This is a genomic window from Candidatus Sulfotelmatobacter sp. (genome assembly GCA_035504415.1).
Classification (GTDB): domain Bacteria; phylum Vulcanimicrobiota; class Vulcanimicrobiia; order Vulcanimicrobiales; family Vulcanimicrobiaceae; genus Vulcanimicrobium.
Genome location: DATJRY010000003.1, coordinates 1 through 15,589, shown reverse-complemented (window position 1 = coordinate 15,589; position 15,589 = coordinate 1). Strand labels below are relative to the sequence as shown.

Genomic DNA, 15,589 nt, shown 5'->3' with positions numbered 1-15,589 from the left:
GGGCCTCCCGGCGGTAATCGAACATATGTTCGATGCCGGGTCCGTCGATCGCCCGGCGGCCGAGCGAGGTGCGGGTCGCCGAAGTCGCCGCGAAGCACGCGCTCAACCGGGTGCGTGGGATGGGGTTCCGCTGGTCGCTCAACCCCTACCAGGGCTGCGCGCACCAGTGCGTCTTCTGTTACGCCCGCGCGACGCACGCGTACCGCGAGCTCGACGGCGTTCACGAGTGGGGCGCGCGGATCGTCGCCAAAGTCAATCTGGCGCGCGCGCTGCGCGCCGATTTAGCGCGCCCGAGCTGGCGCAACGAGCACATCGCGATCGGCTCGGCGACCGACCCGTACCAAGCGCACGAGGGCCGCTACCGGCTGATGCGCGGCGTCTTGGCGGCGCTGCGCGACGCGCGCTGTCCGTTCCACATCATCACCCGCTCGCCGCTGATCGTGCGCGACCTCGACTTGCTGGTCGCCTGCGCGCGGCGCGCCGACGTCGGCGTCAACGTCAGCATCGCCACGCTCGACGTCGCGTTGGCCAAGCGCATCGAGCCGACGGTCGCGCCGCCGGCGCAGCGCCTGCGCGCCGTCGCGGCGCTGGCCGACGCCGGGATTCGCGTCAACGTCGCCGTCGCACCGGTGCTGCCCGACCTCACCGACGAGCTCGACTCGCTGCGCGCGGTCGTGCGCGCCGCGGCCGCGGCGGGCGCGCACCAGGTCTGGCACAACGCGCTCAACCTCGGTGAGGTCACTCGCGATGCGTACTTCGCCTTCCTCGAAGAGCAGCGGCCCGACTTGGTCGAGCGCTATCGCCGACTCTACCGGCACGGGCGGTACGCCGAGGCCAGCTACCCGCGCATGATCGCCGAGCGCATGCGCGTCGCGCGCCAAGGCGTCCGGTTTCGCGCGCCGCGACGCCTCGCGCCCGATCCGAGCGGCGAGCAGCTGACGCTGCTAGCCTAAGCGCGCGATGTCCGAGCGATACGCCAGCGGCGTGCCAGGGGGAAAGCGTTCGCGCAGGCCGGCGATGGCGTCGTACGCACGTCGTCGCGCTTCGTCGACGCCGCTGCCGCGCGCGGCGACGGTGAGCACGCGGCCGCCGGGCGAGCTGACGGTGGCGCCCTCGCGCGTCGAGGGGCCCCAGAAGCCGACGACCTCGTCCGGCAGCGCCAGATCTGCCGGCAAGTTGCTGACGGCCGTATTCTCGTACGGGTATCGCGAGGTCGCGAGGACGACGCCGACGCAGGCGTCGCTCGACCAGGTCGCCGCGTCGATCTCGAGCACGCCGTCCGCGGCCGACGCGAGGTAGCGCGCGAAGTCGCCGTTGACGCGCGGCATGAGCACCTGCGTCTCGGGGTCGCCGAAGCGCGCGTTGAACTCGATGACGTACGGACCGGCCGCCGTCTGCATCAGTCCGCAGTAGAGCACGCCGCGGTAGTCCTCGCCTTCGGCGAGCAGACCGCGCAGCGTCGGCCCGACGATCTGCTCGCGCACGACGTCGAGGATGTCGGGCGGGAAGCCCGCCGGCGGCGAGTACGCGCCCATTCCGCCGGTGTTGGGGCCCTTGTCGTCGTCCCCGGCCCGTTTGTAGTCGCAGGCGGCGACGACCGGCACCATCGCGCGGCCGTCGGCGATCGCGAACACGCTCAGCTCGCGCCCGACCAGCTTCTGCTCGATCACGACGTCGTTGCCGCCGCCCGGAATGCCGGCCTGGCCGTACCAGTCGGTCAGCAGCGTGAGCGCCGCCGCCGCGTCGTCGCAGACTACGACGCCTTTGCCGGCCGCCAGACCGTCGGCCTTGACGACCGCGCCGCCCTCCCAATTCGCCAGCGCGCGTTTGGCCTGCGCCAACGTGTGCACCGCGGCGAAGCGGGCCGTCGGGATGTTGTGCCGCTCGAGGAACCGCTTCGCGAACACCTTGCTGCTCTCGAGCCGGCCGCCGCTGCGGTTGGGCCCGAAGACCTTCAGTCCGGCGTCGCGGCACGCGTCGCCGACCCCCGCCGCGATCGCCGTCTCGGGCCCGAGCACGACCAGATCGATCCCGGCCTCGCGCGCGCGGCGCACGATCCCGCGCGCATCGGTCGGTGCCAAGTCCGGCCAATTCGTCCCGCGGCCGGCCGTCCCGGCGTTCCCGGGGGCGTGGAAGAGGGCCTCGCACGACGGCGACGCGGCCAGGCGCCACGAGAGCGCGTCTTCACGCGCCCCGCCGCCGACGACGAGGATCTGCATTGCGGTACACTCAGTAGCGATGCATGCGCTCCGTTCCCTCCCGACCCTAGCGCTGGGCTTGGCGCTGGTCGCCGGTCACGTCACCGACCAGACCACCGGCCAGCCTCTCCCGCACGTGAAGGTGACCGCCGTCGGCGCCAAGACGCTGCACGCGGTGACCGACGCGGACGGCGCGTACACGCTGCGCGGCGTCCCGGCCGGCCACTACCGCGTCACCTTGCAGTCCGACGACGTCCCGCCGCGCACGTACGATCTCGTGGTCGGCAAGGCCGCGAACCAGACGCACGATTTCGTCGCCTGCAGCACCACGCTCGACTACAACTGTTCCGGATGGTGACGCGGCGCCGTTTCCTCGCGACCGGTGCCGCCTTCGCGGCGACCGCGCTCGCGACGCCGCGCCGCGCGCTCGCGCTGAGCGCGCGCCGGCTCGTCCCGGTCGAGGTGTCGCTCGATCGCGTCACCCGCACCACCGTCGGACTGCGGCCCTACCGCGCCGGCGGCTTCGTCCTGCGGGCGGAGGGCAGCGACGGCAAGACCATCGTGCACGATTACGGGCACGGCGGCGGCGGCATGTCGCTCTCGTGGGGGACGGCGCTGCTCGCGCGCGAGCTCGCGCTGCAGACGGAGAAGCGGCGCGCCGCGGTGATCGGCTGCGGCGTGATCGGTCTCTCGACCGCGCGCGTGCTGCAGGACGCCGGCTTCGAGGTCACCGTCTACGCCCGCGAGCTGCCGCCGCTGACCACCTCGAACCTGTCCGGCGCGCAATGGACGCCGACCTCGCTCTTCGACCCCGACCGCATCGACGACGCCTTCCGCGAGCAGTTCTTCCAGGCCGCGCGCCTTGCGTACGCGCGCTACCAGACGCTGCTCGGTGAGGACTACGGCGTGCGCTGGATCGAGAACTACGACTGCCGCGACACGCCCGACGGCGGGTTCCTCGCCGCGACGGGCCCGCGCTTGTTGCCTGACCTGTATCCTGAAATCCAGACCTACGGCCCCGGCGAACATCCGTTTCCGACCCGCTACGCGACGCGCCTGCTCACGATGCTTATCGAACCGAACCGGTACCTGCGCGCGCTGCTGCGCGACGTGATGCTGCGCGGCGGCCGCATCGTCGTGCGATCGTTCGGCTCCGCCGCCGACCTGATGGCGCTCGACGAGCCGTTGATCATGAACTGCACGGGCCTGGGCGCGAAAGCGTTGACCGGCGACTCCCAGCTCGAACCGATTCGCGGACAGCTCTCGGTGCTGGCGCCGCAGCCGGCCGTCGACTACATCACGCTGCACGAGAACCGCTACATGTTCCCGCGCAGCGACGGCATCGTGCTGGGCGGCACGTTTCAGCACGGGGACGCCGACCTGACCGTCGACCCGGTGATCGAGAAAACGATCGTCGCCGACCACGCCGCGTTCTTCGCCGCGATGACGCGCGGGTCAGGAACCTAGCGCCGCGCGCAGCGACGTCAAGCCGCGCTCGATCTCGTCGACGTCGGCGGCACCGTAGCCGAACACCAGACCCTGCGCGGCGGGCCCGCCGAGGTAGTAGCGCTGGAGCGTGTGGACGTGGACGCCGGCCTGCGCCAACGTGTGCGTCGCCATCTCGAGGTCGCACGGGGTGCGCGCCAGCGCCGCGACGTGCATGCCGTAGAACGACGGCAGCGGGTCGAGCCAGGCGGCAAGGTCGGCGCGCAGCCCGGCCAGCAGCCGTTCCCGCCGCGCACGGTACAGTCGCCGCATCTTGCGCACGTGTCGGGCGAGGTGACCGCCGGCGATGAAGCCGGCGACGCCCAGCTGGATCGGGGTCGAGGAGTGCCAGTCGAGCGCGTTCTTCGCGGCGACCAGCGTGCGCATCGCCCAGGCCGGCGCGACCACGAAACCGAGCCGCAGCGAGGGCAGCATGCACTTCGAGAACGTGCCGACGTAGAACACGACCTCGGCGGCGTCGGCGCTGCGCAGCGCCTGCAGCGGGTTGCCCTCGTAGCGGAACTCGCCGTCGTAGTCGTCTTCGACGATCACCGCCCGGTGCGCGCGCGCGAACGCGATCAGCTCGCGGCGCCGGCGCGCCGACATCGTCACGCCGAGCGGGAAGTGGTGCGAGGGCGAGACGCACACGACGCCGGCGTTCGCCGGCAGCTGCTCGACGATCAGCCCGTCCGCGTCGACCGGCACGGGGACGATACGCGCGCCGGCGGCCGCGAACGCGACGCGCATCGGCGGGTAGCCCGGATCCTCGACGGCGACGACCGTCTCGCCCGGCGTCACCACGATCCGCGCCAGCAGGTCGAACGCCTGTTGCGCGCCCGAGGTGACGACGATCTCGTCGGGCCGGCAGACGACCGCGCGCGTCAGCGCGATGTGGCTGGTGATCGCCTCGCGCAGGCGGTAGTTGCCGGGGTTGCCCTGCGGGCTGGTGAACCGCGCCGGTTTCCGCTCCAGCCGCCGCAGCTGCTGGGCCATGGTGCGCCGCAGCTCGTCGAGCGGGAACAGCCGCGCGTCGATCAGCGCCGGCCGGAAGTCGATGCCGCTCGCGGGCCGTGCTCGCCCGGCGGGCTCGTCGCGGTCGCGCCAAAAGCCCATCGCGTCACTGACGTCCCCGCGCAGCCAGAACGCGTTCAGCCGACCCTCGGGCGCAGCACCCTCGCCCGAAACGGCCGGCGGCGGGGCCAGCGGCAGCGTCTCGGCGACGTAGGTGCCCGAGCCGTGGCGCGCGACCAGGTATCCCTCGTTGAGGAGGCGCTCGTAGACGTCGACCGCGGTGTTGCGCGAGACACCGAAGTACGCCGCCGCCTTGCGCGTCGGCGGCAGCTTCGTACCGGCCTTGAGCCGCCCGTCGGCGATCGCAGCCCGCAACTGACGGTGCAGGCCGCGGCCGGCGTCGCGCGACCCGGCGGTCGCGCGGTCGAGCTCGATCTCGAAGAAGGTCCGGTCGTGCTGGCCCGTGGACGCCATAGGTGGACCAGTTCTTTTTCGACCGGGTGGCCCTTTTCCCGGAACCACCTGGGCCGGCATCATCGGCCCATGCGATCGTTCCTCGCCGCCCTACTCGCTCTCGCCACCACCCTCGCCGGCGCACTCCCCGCGGGCGCGCGGGCGGCCGCGCCGCCGGCCCGCGACGGGTCGCACGACTTCGACTTCAACATCGGCGTGTGGCACACGCACATCACGCGCATCCTGCAGCCGTTCGCCGCGAACTCGCCGCGCATGACGCTCGACGGCACGGTGACCGTGCGACCGGTGTGGTGCGGGCGCGCGTCGCTCGAGGAGATCGAAGCCGACGGGCCGCGCGGTCACTGGGAGGGGCTGACCCTGTTCCTCTACGACCCGCGGGCGCACCAATGGAGCCAGTCGTACATCGACAGCGCGTCGGGCGAGCTCGAGACGCCGACGGTCGGCTCGTTCGCGAACGGCCGCGGCGATCTCTACGCGCAAGACACCGACGGCGACGCGTCGATCCTCGTCCGCGGCGAATGGTCCGACATCACGCCGACCTCGCACTCGTATATCATCTCGTACTCGCGCGACGGCGGCGCGACGTGGAAGGCCGCCTTCATCGCCAAGCTCACGCGCCTGGCATGGAAGCCCAAGCCGCTCCCCGACGCCGCCGATCGACAGCGCGATTTCGACTTCGACCTGGGCACCTGGACGGCGCGCTCGACGCGCCTGCTGCGCCCGCTCACCGGTTCGACGAGGTGGGTCCCGCTGGCGAGCAACGTCGTCATCTCGAAGGTGTGGGGCGGTCGCGCCAACCTGGTCGAGCTGAACGGTACGGGTCCCACCGGCACCGAGCAACTGGTCGCGCTGCGTTGGTACAACCCGAAGGCGCGCCAGTGGAACCTCGACTTCGCGACACCGTCCGTCGGCACGCTCGGCATCCCGGGTTTCGGGACGTTCCATCACGGCCGCATCGACTTCTACGATCAGGAACCGTACGACGGCCGCCGGATTTGGGTGCGCTTCTCGATCTGGGACGTCGACGCGAACCACGCACGTTCCGAGCAAGCTTTCTCCCCCGACGGCGGCAAGACGTGGGAAGTGAACTGGAAGACGCGCTACACGCGCGTCACTCCCACTCGACGGTCGCCGGCGGCTTGGAAGTGATGTCGTAGGCGACGCGGTTGACGCCGGGGACCTCGTTGACGATGCGGGTCGAGATACGTTCGAGCAGCGCGTGCGGCAGGCGCGCCCAGTCGGCGGTCATGCCGTCTTCGCTGGTGATGGCGCGCACGCCGACCAGGTTGGCGTAGGTGCGGCCGTCGCCCATCACGCCGACGCTGCGCACCGGGGTGAGCACGGCGAAGTACTGCCAAGGCCGTGGCGAGAGCTGACCGGCCGCGATGGCCGCGTCGATCTCCGTCGTGACGACGTCGTCGGCCGCGCGCACGGTCGCCAGCGACTCCCGGTTGACCTCGCCGATGATGCGCACCGCCAAGCCCGGACCCGGGAACGGTTGGCGCTCGACGATTGCGTGCGGCAGTCCCAGCACCCGACCGACCTCGCGCACCTCGTCCTTGAACAGCGCGCGCAGCGGTTCGACCAGACCCAGCGCCATGCGCTCGGGGAGCCCGCCGACGTTGTGGTGCGATTTGATCTTGTGGCCGGCTTTCGAGCCGGGTGTCTTGGACTCGATGACGTCGGGATAGAGCGTCCCTTGCACGAGGTAGCGCACGTCGGGGATCTTCTTCGCTTCTTCCTCGAAGATGGCGATGAACTCGTGCCCGATGCGGATGCGCTTCTCTTCCGGATCCTCGATGCCGGCCAGCCGCGCGAGGAACCGCTCTTCGGCGTTCACGTGGACGACGTTGAGGTGGAGCACGTCGCGGAAGGCGCGCATCACGCCGGCCGACTCGTCCTTGCGCATCAGCCCGGTGTCGACGTAGATGCAGGTCAACTGCTTGCCGATCACGCGCGAGACGAGGGTCGCCGCGACGGCGGAGTCGACGCCGCCGCTGAGCGCGCACAGCACGTTGGCATCGCCGACTTGCGCGCGAATCGTGCCGATCGCATCGTCGACCCACGAGTCCATCCGCCAGGACGGTTCGATCCCCGCGACGGCGTGCAAGAAGTTCTCGAGGATGGCGGTGCCGGCTTCGGTGTGCACGACTTCGGGGTGGAACTGCACGCCGTAGACGCGCCGCGCCGCGTCGCCCATCGCCGCGATCGCGCACCGCTCGGTGTGCGCCAGCGCCGTGAAGCCGGGCGGAACGCCGATCACCGAGTCGCCGTGCGACATCCAGACCCGCGACTCGAGCGGAACGCCCAGGAAGATCGGCGCGTCGGGCCGTTCCAGCGTCAGCTTGGCCGGGCCGAACTCGGCGTGCTCGAGCGGGACGAGGTCGCCGCCCAGCTCCTTGGCGACGAGCTGCATCCCGTAGCAGATGCCCAGCAGCGGGATGCCGCTGGTGAACACCCGCGGGTCGCAGGTCAGCGCGTCGTCGCCGAGCGTCGACTCCGGGCCGCCGCTGAGCACGATGGCCGCCGGGCTACGTTCCGCGATCCGCTCCCACGGCGTGTCGTACGGCAGCAGCTCCGAGTACACGTTGGCCTCGCGCGCGCGGCGCGCGATCAGCTGGCTGACTTGCGAGCCGAAGTCGAGGATGACGACAGTAGCGGGACGGACTTCGACGACGCTCATTCGGGCCAGAGTTCGCTGACCGGAAACGAGAATCCGGGCAGGATGTCCGGAACCTCGAACACGTCGTCGCCCAGCGTGACCGGCTCCGTCCCCCGACGGTGGAGCTCGACTCGATGCTTTTTGGGATCGACGTAGACGCCGACGGCCACGCCCTTGTCCACGTCCGCCGCTCGCATATCGCCGTCCTTGTATCGCGTGCCGCCGTTCGAGTCGAGTACCCAACCCAACTTGCGCGGATTGACCCAGCCGTGCAACTCCTCGTCGATCACGTCAGCACCTCGGGGAGGCGGTTCTGCTCGCGGGCCCAGACCAGCTCCATCGCGATGCGTTCGCCCACGGAGACGTCGCGGCCCCAGCGGTAGGCGGAATACGGGGTGTAGCGCGTGCCGGGCGAGCCCGGGATGCGCAGCGAGACGTCGTAGACGACGAAGTCCTTGGGCGGACCGCTGACGATCACGCACTGCAGCGCGAACGGGCCGATGACGCCGATTCCGTCGACGGCCTTGGCGGCCCGCACGAAGCGTTCGCCCAGATCGAACGCCTTCTCCAGCATCGACTCGGTCAGCGTCGTCGCGATGTGGCCGGCTTCTTCCATCCGCATCGGCTCGTCGGCCAAATCGCGCGCCTGGCGGTAGGGCAGCCCGATGAAGCCGTCCTTGTTCGTCTGGCGACGCGTGTCGGTACCCATCAGCTCCAGCTCGCCGAGCACCGGCGACCAGAAGAAATTGAGGTTGACCGTCGGACCGAGCGCGAACTCCTCGATCACCGCGCCGCGCAAGCCGTCGGCGTCGACGATCCCCTCGCGCGTGAGCCGCTCGACCGTCTCCGTGTACTCGCGTTCGCTGCGGGCCAGGAAGAACGCGCGCTCGAACGAGACGCGCGCGTGCGGCGCCTTCACCATCACCAAGGAGTCGATCGCGTCGGGTGACGCGATGCGGCGCGGATAGCGGATCCCCGCCCGGTCCATCAACGCGTACTGGTTCTCGGGCTCGTCGCGTTCTTCGGCGCGCAGCAGGCGCCGGTTGCCGAAGAACGGGACCGCCATCCGCTCCTCGATCTCGGCGTACGAGTAGCGCTGGTGCAGGTAGACCTCGAACGAGCGGTTGGGTAGAAAGACGACGTTCTCCGACCGCAGTCGCGTCTGCACGTCCGCGTCCAGGACGTCGACGAACTTCGCCAACTCCAGCGTCGCGTCGACGCAGCCCCGCGGCGGCCCGTCGGGGCGGCGCGCGAAGTAGCGGTCGTAGGTCGCGTTGCGCCCGCGCTCGGTGACGATCAGGTTGCGCAGCCCCTGCGCGCGCGCTCCGGCCGCGACGTCGAGCGCCGAGTGGCTGCCGATCGAGCAGAGCGTCAGCCGGTCGGGGTCGTAGCTGGCGAGCGTCGCGCGCAGATCGAAGGCCACGCCGCGATTTCCGCTAGGAGGCGAGGAAGCTCCTGGCCTCGCTCGAGTTCGGATAGGCGATCAAGAGCGTGCGGCGGACCTGCACGCGCTCGGCCTTCGCCTCGGCCGTGTCTTCACGCCCGAGCGTATCGTAGACGAGCTTGTAGAGCCGCGGCAGCTCGTAGTCGCGCGGGTACTGGTGCTGCCAGTCGTCGAGCGAGTCGACGACCCACAGCGTCTCCTTGGTCATCCGGCCGCCCCAGCCCGCATCGAGGTATTTGCCGATGCGCGTGATCTCGTTCTCGACCCCGATCGGCGAGAGCTTGGTGTGGCCGAAGTATTCGTCGGCCGGCGCCGTGATGACCAGGTAGGCTTGGTGCGAGAGGACGTGGCCGATGACGGGCAGACCGTGCGCCGACGCGCGGTGCGAAGCGATAACGCGCGCGGCGTCGCGCTCGGCCTGACTGTAGCCGGGCCCGGCGTTGCGTGCCGCATCGACCATCGGGAAGAGCACCTTGCCCAGATCGGGCGGCACCGAGGCGATCGGGAAATCGGCCTGCGCGGTGCGCTGCAGCGCCAGCGCGCGCCAGGCGACGTCGCCGGTCAGGTTGTACGCGCGCAGGTCCGCCTCGACCGCGCCGAGCAGCGCCTGGACGTCGCCGGGATACGCTTTCACCAGCGCCTGCGCGTCGGCGTCCGCATCGGAAGCGAGCCGCTTGGGATCGTCGTCCTCGGCGGTGAGCTTCGCCAGCAACGCCTGCGCCGCGGGCCCGCGTTGCGGGTCGTCGACGAACGCCTGCGCCGAAAGGCGCACGTACCACTCGGCCGCGTCGGTGTTGATCAGCGGATCGTAGTGCAGCAGCGTCGCCAGGTCGACGGTGACGCCTTTGAGCGCGCGGTTCTCCGGATCGTCGCGGCGGCGCAGCTCGTAGGCCCGCCCGGCGTCGAGCACGGTCGAGCAGTAGTCGAGCTCGTCGGCCAGGTGCCAACCGCCGGCGGCGCCTTTCGTGTAGGCCGCTGTCATCTGGCGGTAGAGCACCTGCGGATCGACCTCGAGCGCGGCTCGAGCCGGAACCAGCGGCAGCAGCGCGAGGACGGCCGCGGTCAGGGCGGCCGCCAGCTCACGCGGGCGTTTCGTACGTACCGTCGTCCAGAACCGCATCCAACGAATTCGAGAGCAGCGCGTTCTTGATCTCGCGAGCGATCCGGCGTCCGGTGGACATGGGTTCGCTGTAGTTGAGGTATGAGTACGGTGAGCCATCGATGAACAGGTTCGTACCCGCAACGATGCGAGCCGAGATCTCCATGATGTAGAACTGCGCGTCGGGCGTGATGATCGTCTCGATACAGAACGCGCCGAAAAGACCCTTCGGTCCGCAGATTTCCTGACTGACCCGCACGACGTCCTCGCCCATGCGGTAGGCCTCGGCCAACATCGACTCGCGCAGCGAGAGCGGCTGGTTGCCGACCACCACGTACGAGGGATCGATGTCCATGCCGACCTGCGCAGCCGACGGGATGCGCCCGAGCGAATCGACGTTCGTCTCGTAGCGACGGTCCATCGACATGATCTCGAGCTTGCCGGTCAGCGGCGAGTAGAAGTAGTGGATGTAGAGCGGAACGCCGATGATGTACTCTTGCAGGATGTAGTTCTGCCGCGCGAGCAGCGAGGCGCGCTCCTCGAAGTCACGGGTGTCGCGCAAGAACATGTAGCCCTTGCCGCCCTGCGCACCGTACAGCTTGACGATGACCGGGCGGTCGATCTCGGCGCCGGTCTTGAACTGGCGCGGCAGCTTGAGCCCGGCGCGCAACAGCCAATCGCGCTGCAGCTCCCGGCTCGCTTCCCAGTCGAGCACGGCCTTGTTCCCGAAGTACGGGATGTTCATCTTCTTGTGCTCGTCGAGCGAGAGGTAGGCCACGAACGAGCCGTGCGGGACGATGATGATCTTGCGCTTCTCGAGCTCGGGCACCAGCGACATGAAGTCGCTGTATTGCTCGATCTTGATCACCTCGTCGATGAACGCGAACGACTCGTACAGCCGCGTCGTGTCCGGGTTCGCGATCGCGAGCGTCTTGAAGCCCTCGTCGTGCGCCCCCTTGAGGATCTGCAGCGCCGAGTGCGACCCGAGCGTGGCGACGGTGTACATTTCTCCGACGCCATCGCGCGAAGCGGAACGCTGAGCCAGCGACTCGACCATCATCGTCATAAGATTGCTACCTGGAACGCGGGATTGCAGAGGAACGTCTCGACTGCCCGGGCGCGTACGTCCGGCGGGACGTCGGCGCCCGATTCGTCGAGCAACCGCCACGAGGTGCGGCGGCGGATCGCGCGGACGCCGGGGATCGGCCGTCCCGCGACGCGGGTCGCCGGGGCTTCGTCGCGCGAGGCGATCCATACCTCGCCGGGCTCGGGACGATCGGAGGGCCGCTCGACCAAGCGGTGCTTGTTCGGGTTGAAGATCGTCTCGAACGAGCCGACCGTGGTCGCGAGGTCCTCGACGCCGCCGTCGGTCTCGAACTGCCACACGTCCGCCCGTACCAGCCGGCCGACGGGGATCCCGAGTCGCGCCAACGTCTCGTAGGCCGTGAATGCCTCGTTGTCCGGGATGGTCAGGGTGACGGCGAAGGTGCGGACCGCGCTCACGCCGCCACTCCGGCGCCGAGCGCGCGGGCAAAGGCCGCGAAGAACGCGATCCCGCCCGACGGCGCCAAGATCGCGGCCGTGTCGCCGTGGACCGCGGCGCGCTCCGCGCCCAGGTGCTGGAAGGTCCACGCGTCGCGCTCGGGGTGCGGCATGATCGCCAGCACCGTCCCGGTCGCGTTGCACAGCGCGGCCGCGTCGAGCGCGGAGCCGTTGGGGGCCGCGACCGGCCGCCCCTCGCGGTCGGCGTAGACGAACGCCAGGTGGCCGCCCTGGCGGATGCGGTCCAGCTCCTCGGGCGGCGCGGCGAGCCGGCCGTCGCCGTGCGCGGCCCAGGCCGGGAAAAGCGCGCCCGCGGTCAGGCCGCCCAGGATCGGCAGCCGCGCGGGCGGGACGGTCAGGCGGACGTGGACGTGGACGCTTCGGAACCGGCCGCCGGCATTGGGCGCGAACGCCGCGGTCGGCCGGCCGACCGGGCCGTCGCCGGGCACCAGACCCGCCTCGGCCAGGATCTGCGCGCCGTTGCAGATCCCGAGCACGAACCGTCCGGCCTGCGCCGCCGCGATCACAGGCCGCATCAGCGCATCGTGCGCGGCGACCGCGCCGGCGCGCACGCGATCCTCGTACGCGAAGCCACCCGGCAGCACGAAGGCGTCGAAGCGCTCCAGCTCCTCGGGCCGGCTCCAATGCACGAGCGCGGCGTCCAGCCCGACGGCGTGCAGCGCGCGCACCGTCTCGTCCTCGCTGTTGGTACCGGGGAAGACCGGCACCGCGACGCGCGCGCTCACGCAGCGCTTCCGTAGAAGTCGCGCAACGGTGCTTCCCACGCTTCGCGCAGCTCAGCCAACGGAATGCGCTCGTCACCCAAGCGCGCCTCGGGCTCTTGGATCACCGTGCCGGCGTCGTACGTCGAGACCCCCAACCGCGCGGCCAACAGCGCGAACGCCTCGGCGTCGTCGACCTCGACGATGAACGCGGGCGTCTCGCTGAAGTACGCGACGTCGTGCGCGACCCACTCGCCGACCGGTGTCGGATCGACCGCGAACCCGAGCCGGTCGTGCGAGGCGAACGCCATCTTCGCGATCGCCGCCAGCACGCCGCCGTCCGTCACCAGGTGCGCCGCCGAGATCAGGTTCGTCTCGAGCGCCTCGATCACCAGATCGCACTGCTTGCCGAAGGCGTGCGCGTGGAACGAGGGCAGCGTCGTCGAGCGCAGCTGCAGCAGCTCGGCGATCACCGTACCGGCGAGCGCGATCTCGAGCGGTGCGGTGACGACGAGCGCGGCGCCGGCCCGCTTGAGCCCCATCGTCGCGCTGACCGAGACGTCGTCGAACGTGCCGACGCAGCCGACGATCGGCGAAGGCGCGACCGCATTGCCGTTGGCGGAACGGTTGTAGAGCGAGACGTTGCCGGTCACGAACGGGACGCCCAGCGCGCGCGCCGCGTCGGCGAGACCGTCGACGGCGGCCACGAACTGCCCCATCTGCTCGGGCACGGTCGGATCGCCGAAGTTCAGGCAGTCGCTCAAGCCCGCCGCCCGCGCGCCGACCGCGGCGCAATGGCCGATCGCCTCGGCGACCGCCAGCTCCGCCGCGCGCTTGGGATCGATCGCGCCGTAGCGCGGGTTGCCGCCCACCGCCAGCGCGAGCCCCAGCGGCGCGCCGGGAACCGGCACCAACACGCCGGCGTCGGCGTAGCCCGGCGGGATCGCCGTGCAGCCGCGCACGACGCCGTCGTAGCGCTGATAGATCGACGTGCGCGCGCAGACGTCGCGGTGCGCGAGCACCGCGCGCAGCCGCTCGCCGAGCGTCGCCGGGTGCGCGTGGATCGCCGCCGCGGCGGTGCGCTCGCGCTCTTCTTCCGTCTCGTGCGGAACGTGCGGGGGCGTGTGAGGCCGCTCGCAGCGGATGCCGCCGGTGAGAAACGGCAAATCGACGTCCATCACCGTCTCACCGCGATAGCGGGCGACGTACCGGTTCGTCTCAGTCACCTTGCCGATCACGGCCGCGCAGGCGCCGCGCGCGATGCGCGGCAGCGCGAAGACGTCGTTGTAGATCTCGAGCAGCGTGGGCGTGAAGGACGGCGGTACGATCCAGCACAGCCGCTCCTGCGTCTCGCCGATCGCGATCACTTCGGGCGGCAGATCGCGCTGGGCCGTCACGACGCGCTCGAGCTCGATTTCGGCCCCGACGCCGCCCGCCGCGCACAGCTCCGCGCTGCAGCCCGCCAAACCGCCGGCGCCCAAATCCTTGAAGCCGGCCGTGACCGCCTGCGCGCGCAGCTGCGCGAAGACCGCGTACGAGGCGCGCATCAGCACGTTCTTGAGGAACGGGTCGGGGACTTGCACCGCCCCCTTGTTGGCCTGCGCATCCTCTTCGTCGAGCGTCAGCGAGGAGAACGACGCGCCGCCGAAGCCGCTGCGGTCCGTCGCTTTCCCGACCAGCACGATGTCCCACCCGACGCTGCCTTCCGGCGCGCGCGAGTGGATGACGTCGTTTTCCTTCACCAGTCCGAGCGCGACGACGTTGACCAGCACGTTGTCGTCGAACGAAGCGTCGAAGAAGACGTCGCCGCCGAGGTTGGGGACGCCGATCGCGTTGCCGTAGGCGGCGATCCCGTCGACGACGGACTGCGCGACGTAGCGGCAGTGCGCGTTCTCGAGCCGGCCGAACCGCAGCGGATCCGCGAGGCCGATCACCTCGGCGCCCATGCACAGCACGTCCCGCACGATCCCGCCGATGCCGGTCGCGGCGCCTTCGAACGGGACGACCTGCGAGGGGTGGTTGTGCGATTCGTGCGCCATCACGATGCCGTAGGTCTCGCCTTGCCACTCGCCGAGCCGGACGATGCCGGCGTCCTCGCCGACGCCGAGCAGCACGGTCGGACCGTCCGTCGGCAGCTTGCGCAAGAAGCCGCGCGAGGACTTGTACGAGCAATGCTCGCTCCACTGCGCGTCGAAGGCGAACAGCTCGGTCACGGTCGGGACGCGGCCCAGGTGCTCGGCGATGCTCCGCAGCTCGTCGTCGGAGAGGGCGACTCCGGCGCGCCGCCCCAGCTCGACGGCGTCGTCGAGGACGGCGGTCATCTACGCTCGCGCGACGCCGGGCGGCGGAGCGGGCTGCGGCGCGTTCAGCTTCGCGTCGGCGGCGAGGACTTCGCTGCGCGCGTTGGCCTGCAGCAGCAAGACGCGTCCGAAGACGACGGAATCCTCGAGCGCGAACGCTTTCGCGCACGCCAGCGCGACCTGATCGAGGCGCGGATCGGCGGCGTCGACGGCCAGGACCGGGCTCGCCGTCGCGTTTCCGGCCATCCCCGGCAGCGCGCCGCCCGCCGCGCCGATCGCGACCAGGACCAGCCGCGCGAACGTCGCGTCGAGCTGCGCGAGGAGCTGCAGCACGAAACCCGGCGTCCGGGCGACCGAGACGACGTGGCGCACCACCGGCAATCCGTACGCCGCGAGCGCGCGGCCAGCCGCCTCGACGAGCGCGACGTGCTCGGGGCCGTCGGCGAGGAGCGCGACCATCCCCGGCCGCATCTGCGGAAACGTGCCGACGATCTCCGCGACGTGTTCGTAATTGGCCTTGATCACCGCCAGATCTTCGGGCTTCACCTCCGGGAGATTGCGGTACATCTGCTTGTCGAGCATGAGCTCTTCACGCCCTTGCGGCCACACGCGCCAGGCGTCGTTGTCGACCACGTCGGCGACGACCAGCTGA

Annotated in this window: 15 protein-coding genes; 4 read left to right on the top strand and 11 right to left on the bottom strand. The window is 70.6% G+C overall.

What is annotated here, in order from left to right; translation table 11 throughout:
• The first annotated feature begins 32 nt into the window (after window positions 1-32).
• Entirely contained in the window at window positions 33-953 is a 921-nt protein-coding gene (locus VMD91_00295; protein ID HTW82488.1) for a radical SAM protein, read from the top strand.
• Here the strand turns inward: VMD91_00295 and purD are convergent.
• Entirely contained in the window at window positions 945-2,219 is a 1,275-nt protein-coding gene (purD, locus tag VMD91_00290; protein HTW82487.1) for a phosphoribosylamine--glycine ligase, read from the bottom strand. The two genes, VMD91_00295 and purD, sit on opposite strands and share 9 nt — an antisense overlap.
• Before the next feature lie 19 nt (window positions 2,220-2,238).
• Between purD and VMD91_00285 the strand changes: the two genes are divergently transcribed.
• The gene (locus tag VMD91_00285) at window positions 2,239-2,556 is read left to right on the top strand and encodes a carboxypeptidase regulatory-like domain-containing protein (protein HTW82486.1); all 318 of its coding nucleotides are present in this window, start codon (window positions 2,239-2,241) and stop codon (window positions 2,554-2,556) included.
• The gene (locus tag VMD91_00280) at window positions 2,550-3,665 is read left to right on the top strand and encodes an FAD-dependent oxidoreductase (protein ID HTW82485.1); all 1,116 of its coding nucleotides are present in this window, start codon (window positions 2,550-2,552) and stop codon (window positions 3,663-3,665) included. The genes VMD91_00285 and VMD91_00280 overlap by 7 nt, the downstream gene beginning before the upstream one ends.
• Here VMD91_00280 and VMD91_00275 read toward each other — a convergent pair.
• Complete coding sequence (locus VMD91_00275) at window positions 3,654-5,168, bottom strand: PLP-dependent aminotransferase family protein (GenBank protein ID HTW82484.1); 1,515 nt, start codon at window positions 5,166-5,168, stop codon at window positions 3,654-3,656. The two genes, VMD91_00280 and VMD91_00275, sit on opposite strands and share 12 nt — an antisense overlap.
• 69 nt (window positions 5,169-5,237) lie before the next feature.
• On the opposite strand from VMD91_00275, the gene VMD91_00270 reads away from it, so the two are divergent.
• The gene (locus VMD91_00270; GenBank protein HTW82483.1) at window positions 5,238-6,317 is read left to right on the top strand and encodes a hypothetical protein; all 1,080 of its coding nucleotides are present in this window, start codon (window positions 5,238-5,240) and stop codon (window positions 6,315-6,317) included.
• On the opposite strand, the gene guaA is transcribed toward VMD91_00270, so the two are convergent.
• The 9 genes from guaA to VMD91_00225 form a co-directional block, all read right to left on the bottom strand.
• Window positions 6,280-7,851: a glutamine-hydrolyzing GMP synthase gene (gene guaA, locus VMD91_00265; GenBank protein ID HTW82482.1), complete on the bottom strand. Its 1,572-nt coding sequence runs from the start codon at window positions 7,849-7,851 to the stop codon at window positions 6,280-6,282. The genes VMD91_00270 and guaA overlap by 38 nt on opposite strands.
• Window positions 7,848-8,120 (bottom strand): hypothetical protein, encoded by a 273-nt coding sequence (locus VMD91_00260; protein ID HTW82481.1) that lies wholly within the window; start codon window positions 8,118-8,120, stop codon window positions 7,848-7,850. Before VMD91_00260 ends, guaA begins: the two co-directional genes overlap by 4 nt.
• Window positions 8,117-9,253 carry a DUF1297 domain-containing protein gene (locus VMD91_00255; protein HTW82480.1) on the bottom strand — a complete coding sequence of 379 codons (1,137 nt, stop codon included), beginning with the start codon at window positions 9,251-9,253 and terminating at the stop codon, window positions 8,117-8,119. The genes VMD91_00260 and VMD91_00255 overlap by 4 nt, the downstream gene beginning before the upstream one ends.
• 13 nt (window positions 9,254-9,266) lie before the next feature.
• Window positions 9,267-10,394 carry a hypothetical protein gene (locus VMD91_00250; protein ID HTW82479.1) on the bottom strand — a complete coding sequence of 376 codons (1,128 nt, stop codon included), beginning with the start codon at window positions 10,392-10,394 and terminating at the stop codon, window positions 9,267-9,269.
• Entirely contained in the window at window positions 10,354-11,379 is a 1,026-nt protein-coding gene (locus VMD91_00245) for a formate--phosphoribosylaminoimidazolecarboxamide ligase (protein ID HTW82478.1), read from the bottom strand. The genes VMD91_00250 and VMD91_00245 overlap by 41 nt, the downstream gene beginning before the upstream one ends.
• Window positions 11,380-11,435: 56 nt before the next feature.
• A complete protein-coding gene (locus VMD91_00240; protein HTW82477.1) occupies window positions 11,436-11,876 on the bottom strand; it encodes a hypothetical protein in 441 nt (146 codons plus the stop codon).
• Window positions 11,873-12,661: a phosphoribosylformylglycinamidine synthase subunit PurQ gene (locus VMD91_00235; protein HTW82476.1), complete on the bottom strand. Its 789-nt coding sequence runs from the start codon at window positions 12,659-12,661 to the stop codon at window positions 11,873-11,875. The genes VMD91_00240 and VMD91_00235 overlap by 4 nt, the downstream gene beginning before the upstream one ends.
• Window positions 12,658-14,958 (bottom strand): phosphoribosylformylglycinamidine synthase subunit PurL, encoded by a 2,301-nt coding sequence (purL, locus tag VMD91_00230; GenBank protein ID HTW82475.1) that lies wholly within the window; start codon window positions 14,956-14,958, stop codon window positions 12,658-12,660. The genes VMD91_00235 and purL overlap by 4 nt, the downstream gene beginning before the upstream one ends.
• A partial coding sequence (locus VMD91_00225) for a phosphoribosylaminoimidazolesuccinocarboxamide synthase (protein ID HTW82474.1) occupies window positions 14,959-15,589 on the bottom strand: 631 nt, incomplete at its 5' end. It abuts the gene before it with no gap.

Excerpts from the sequence above, each read along its gene's own strand:
- VMD91_00250 (HTW82479.1), bottom strand. The coding sequence starts at position 10,394 with ATGCGGTTCTGGACGACGGTACGTACGAAACGCCCGCGTGAGCTGGCG.
- VMD91_00295 (HTW82488.1), top strand. The coding sequence starts at position 33 with ATGCCGGGTCCGTCGATCGCCCGGCGGCCGAGCGAGGTGCGGGTCGCC.
- purL (HTW82475.1), bottom strand. The coding sequence starts at position 14,958 with ATGACCGCCGTCCTCGACGACGCCGTCGAGCTGGGGCGGCGCGCCGGA.
- VMD91_00280 (HTW82485.1), top strand. The coding sequence starts at position 2,550 with ATGGTGACGCGGCGCCGTTTCCTCGCGACCGGTGCCGCCTTCGCGGCG.
- purD (HTW82487.1), bottom strand. The coding sequence starts at position 2,219 with ATGCAGATCCTCGTCGTCGGCGGCGGGGCGCGTGAAGACGCGCTCTCG.
- VMD91_00285 (HTW82486.1), top strand. The coding sequence starts at position 2,239 with ATGCATGCGCTCCGTTCCCTCCCGACCCTAGCGCTGGGCTTGGCGCTG.
- VMD91_00245 (HTW82478.1), bottom strand. The coding sequence starts at position 11,379 with ATGTACACCGTCGCCACGCTCGGGTCGCACTCGGCGCTGCAGATCCTC.
- VMD91_00270 (HTW82483.1), top strand. The coding sequence starts at position 5,238 with ATGCGATCGTTCCTCGCCGCCCTACTCGCTCTCGCCACCACCCTCGCC.
- guaA (HTW82482.1), bottom strand. The coding sequence starts at position 7,851 with ATGAGCGTCGTCGAAGTCCGTCCCGCTACTGTCGTCATCCTCGACTTC.
- VMD91_00275 (HTW82484.1), bottom strand. The coding sequence starts at position 5,168 with ATGGCGTCCACGGGCCAGCACGACCGGACCTTCTTCGAGATCGAGCTC.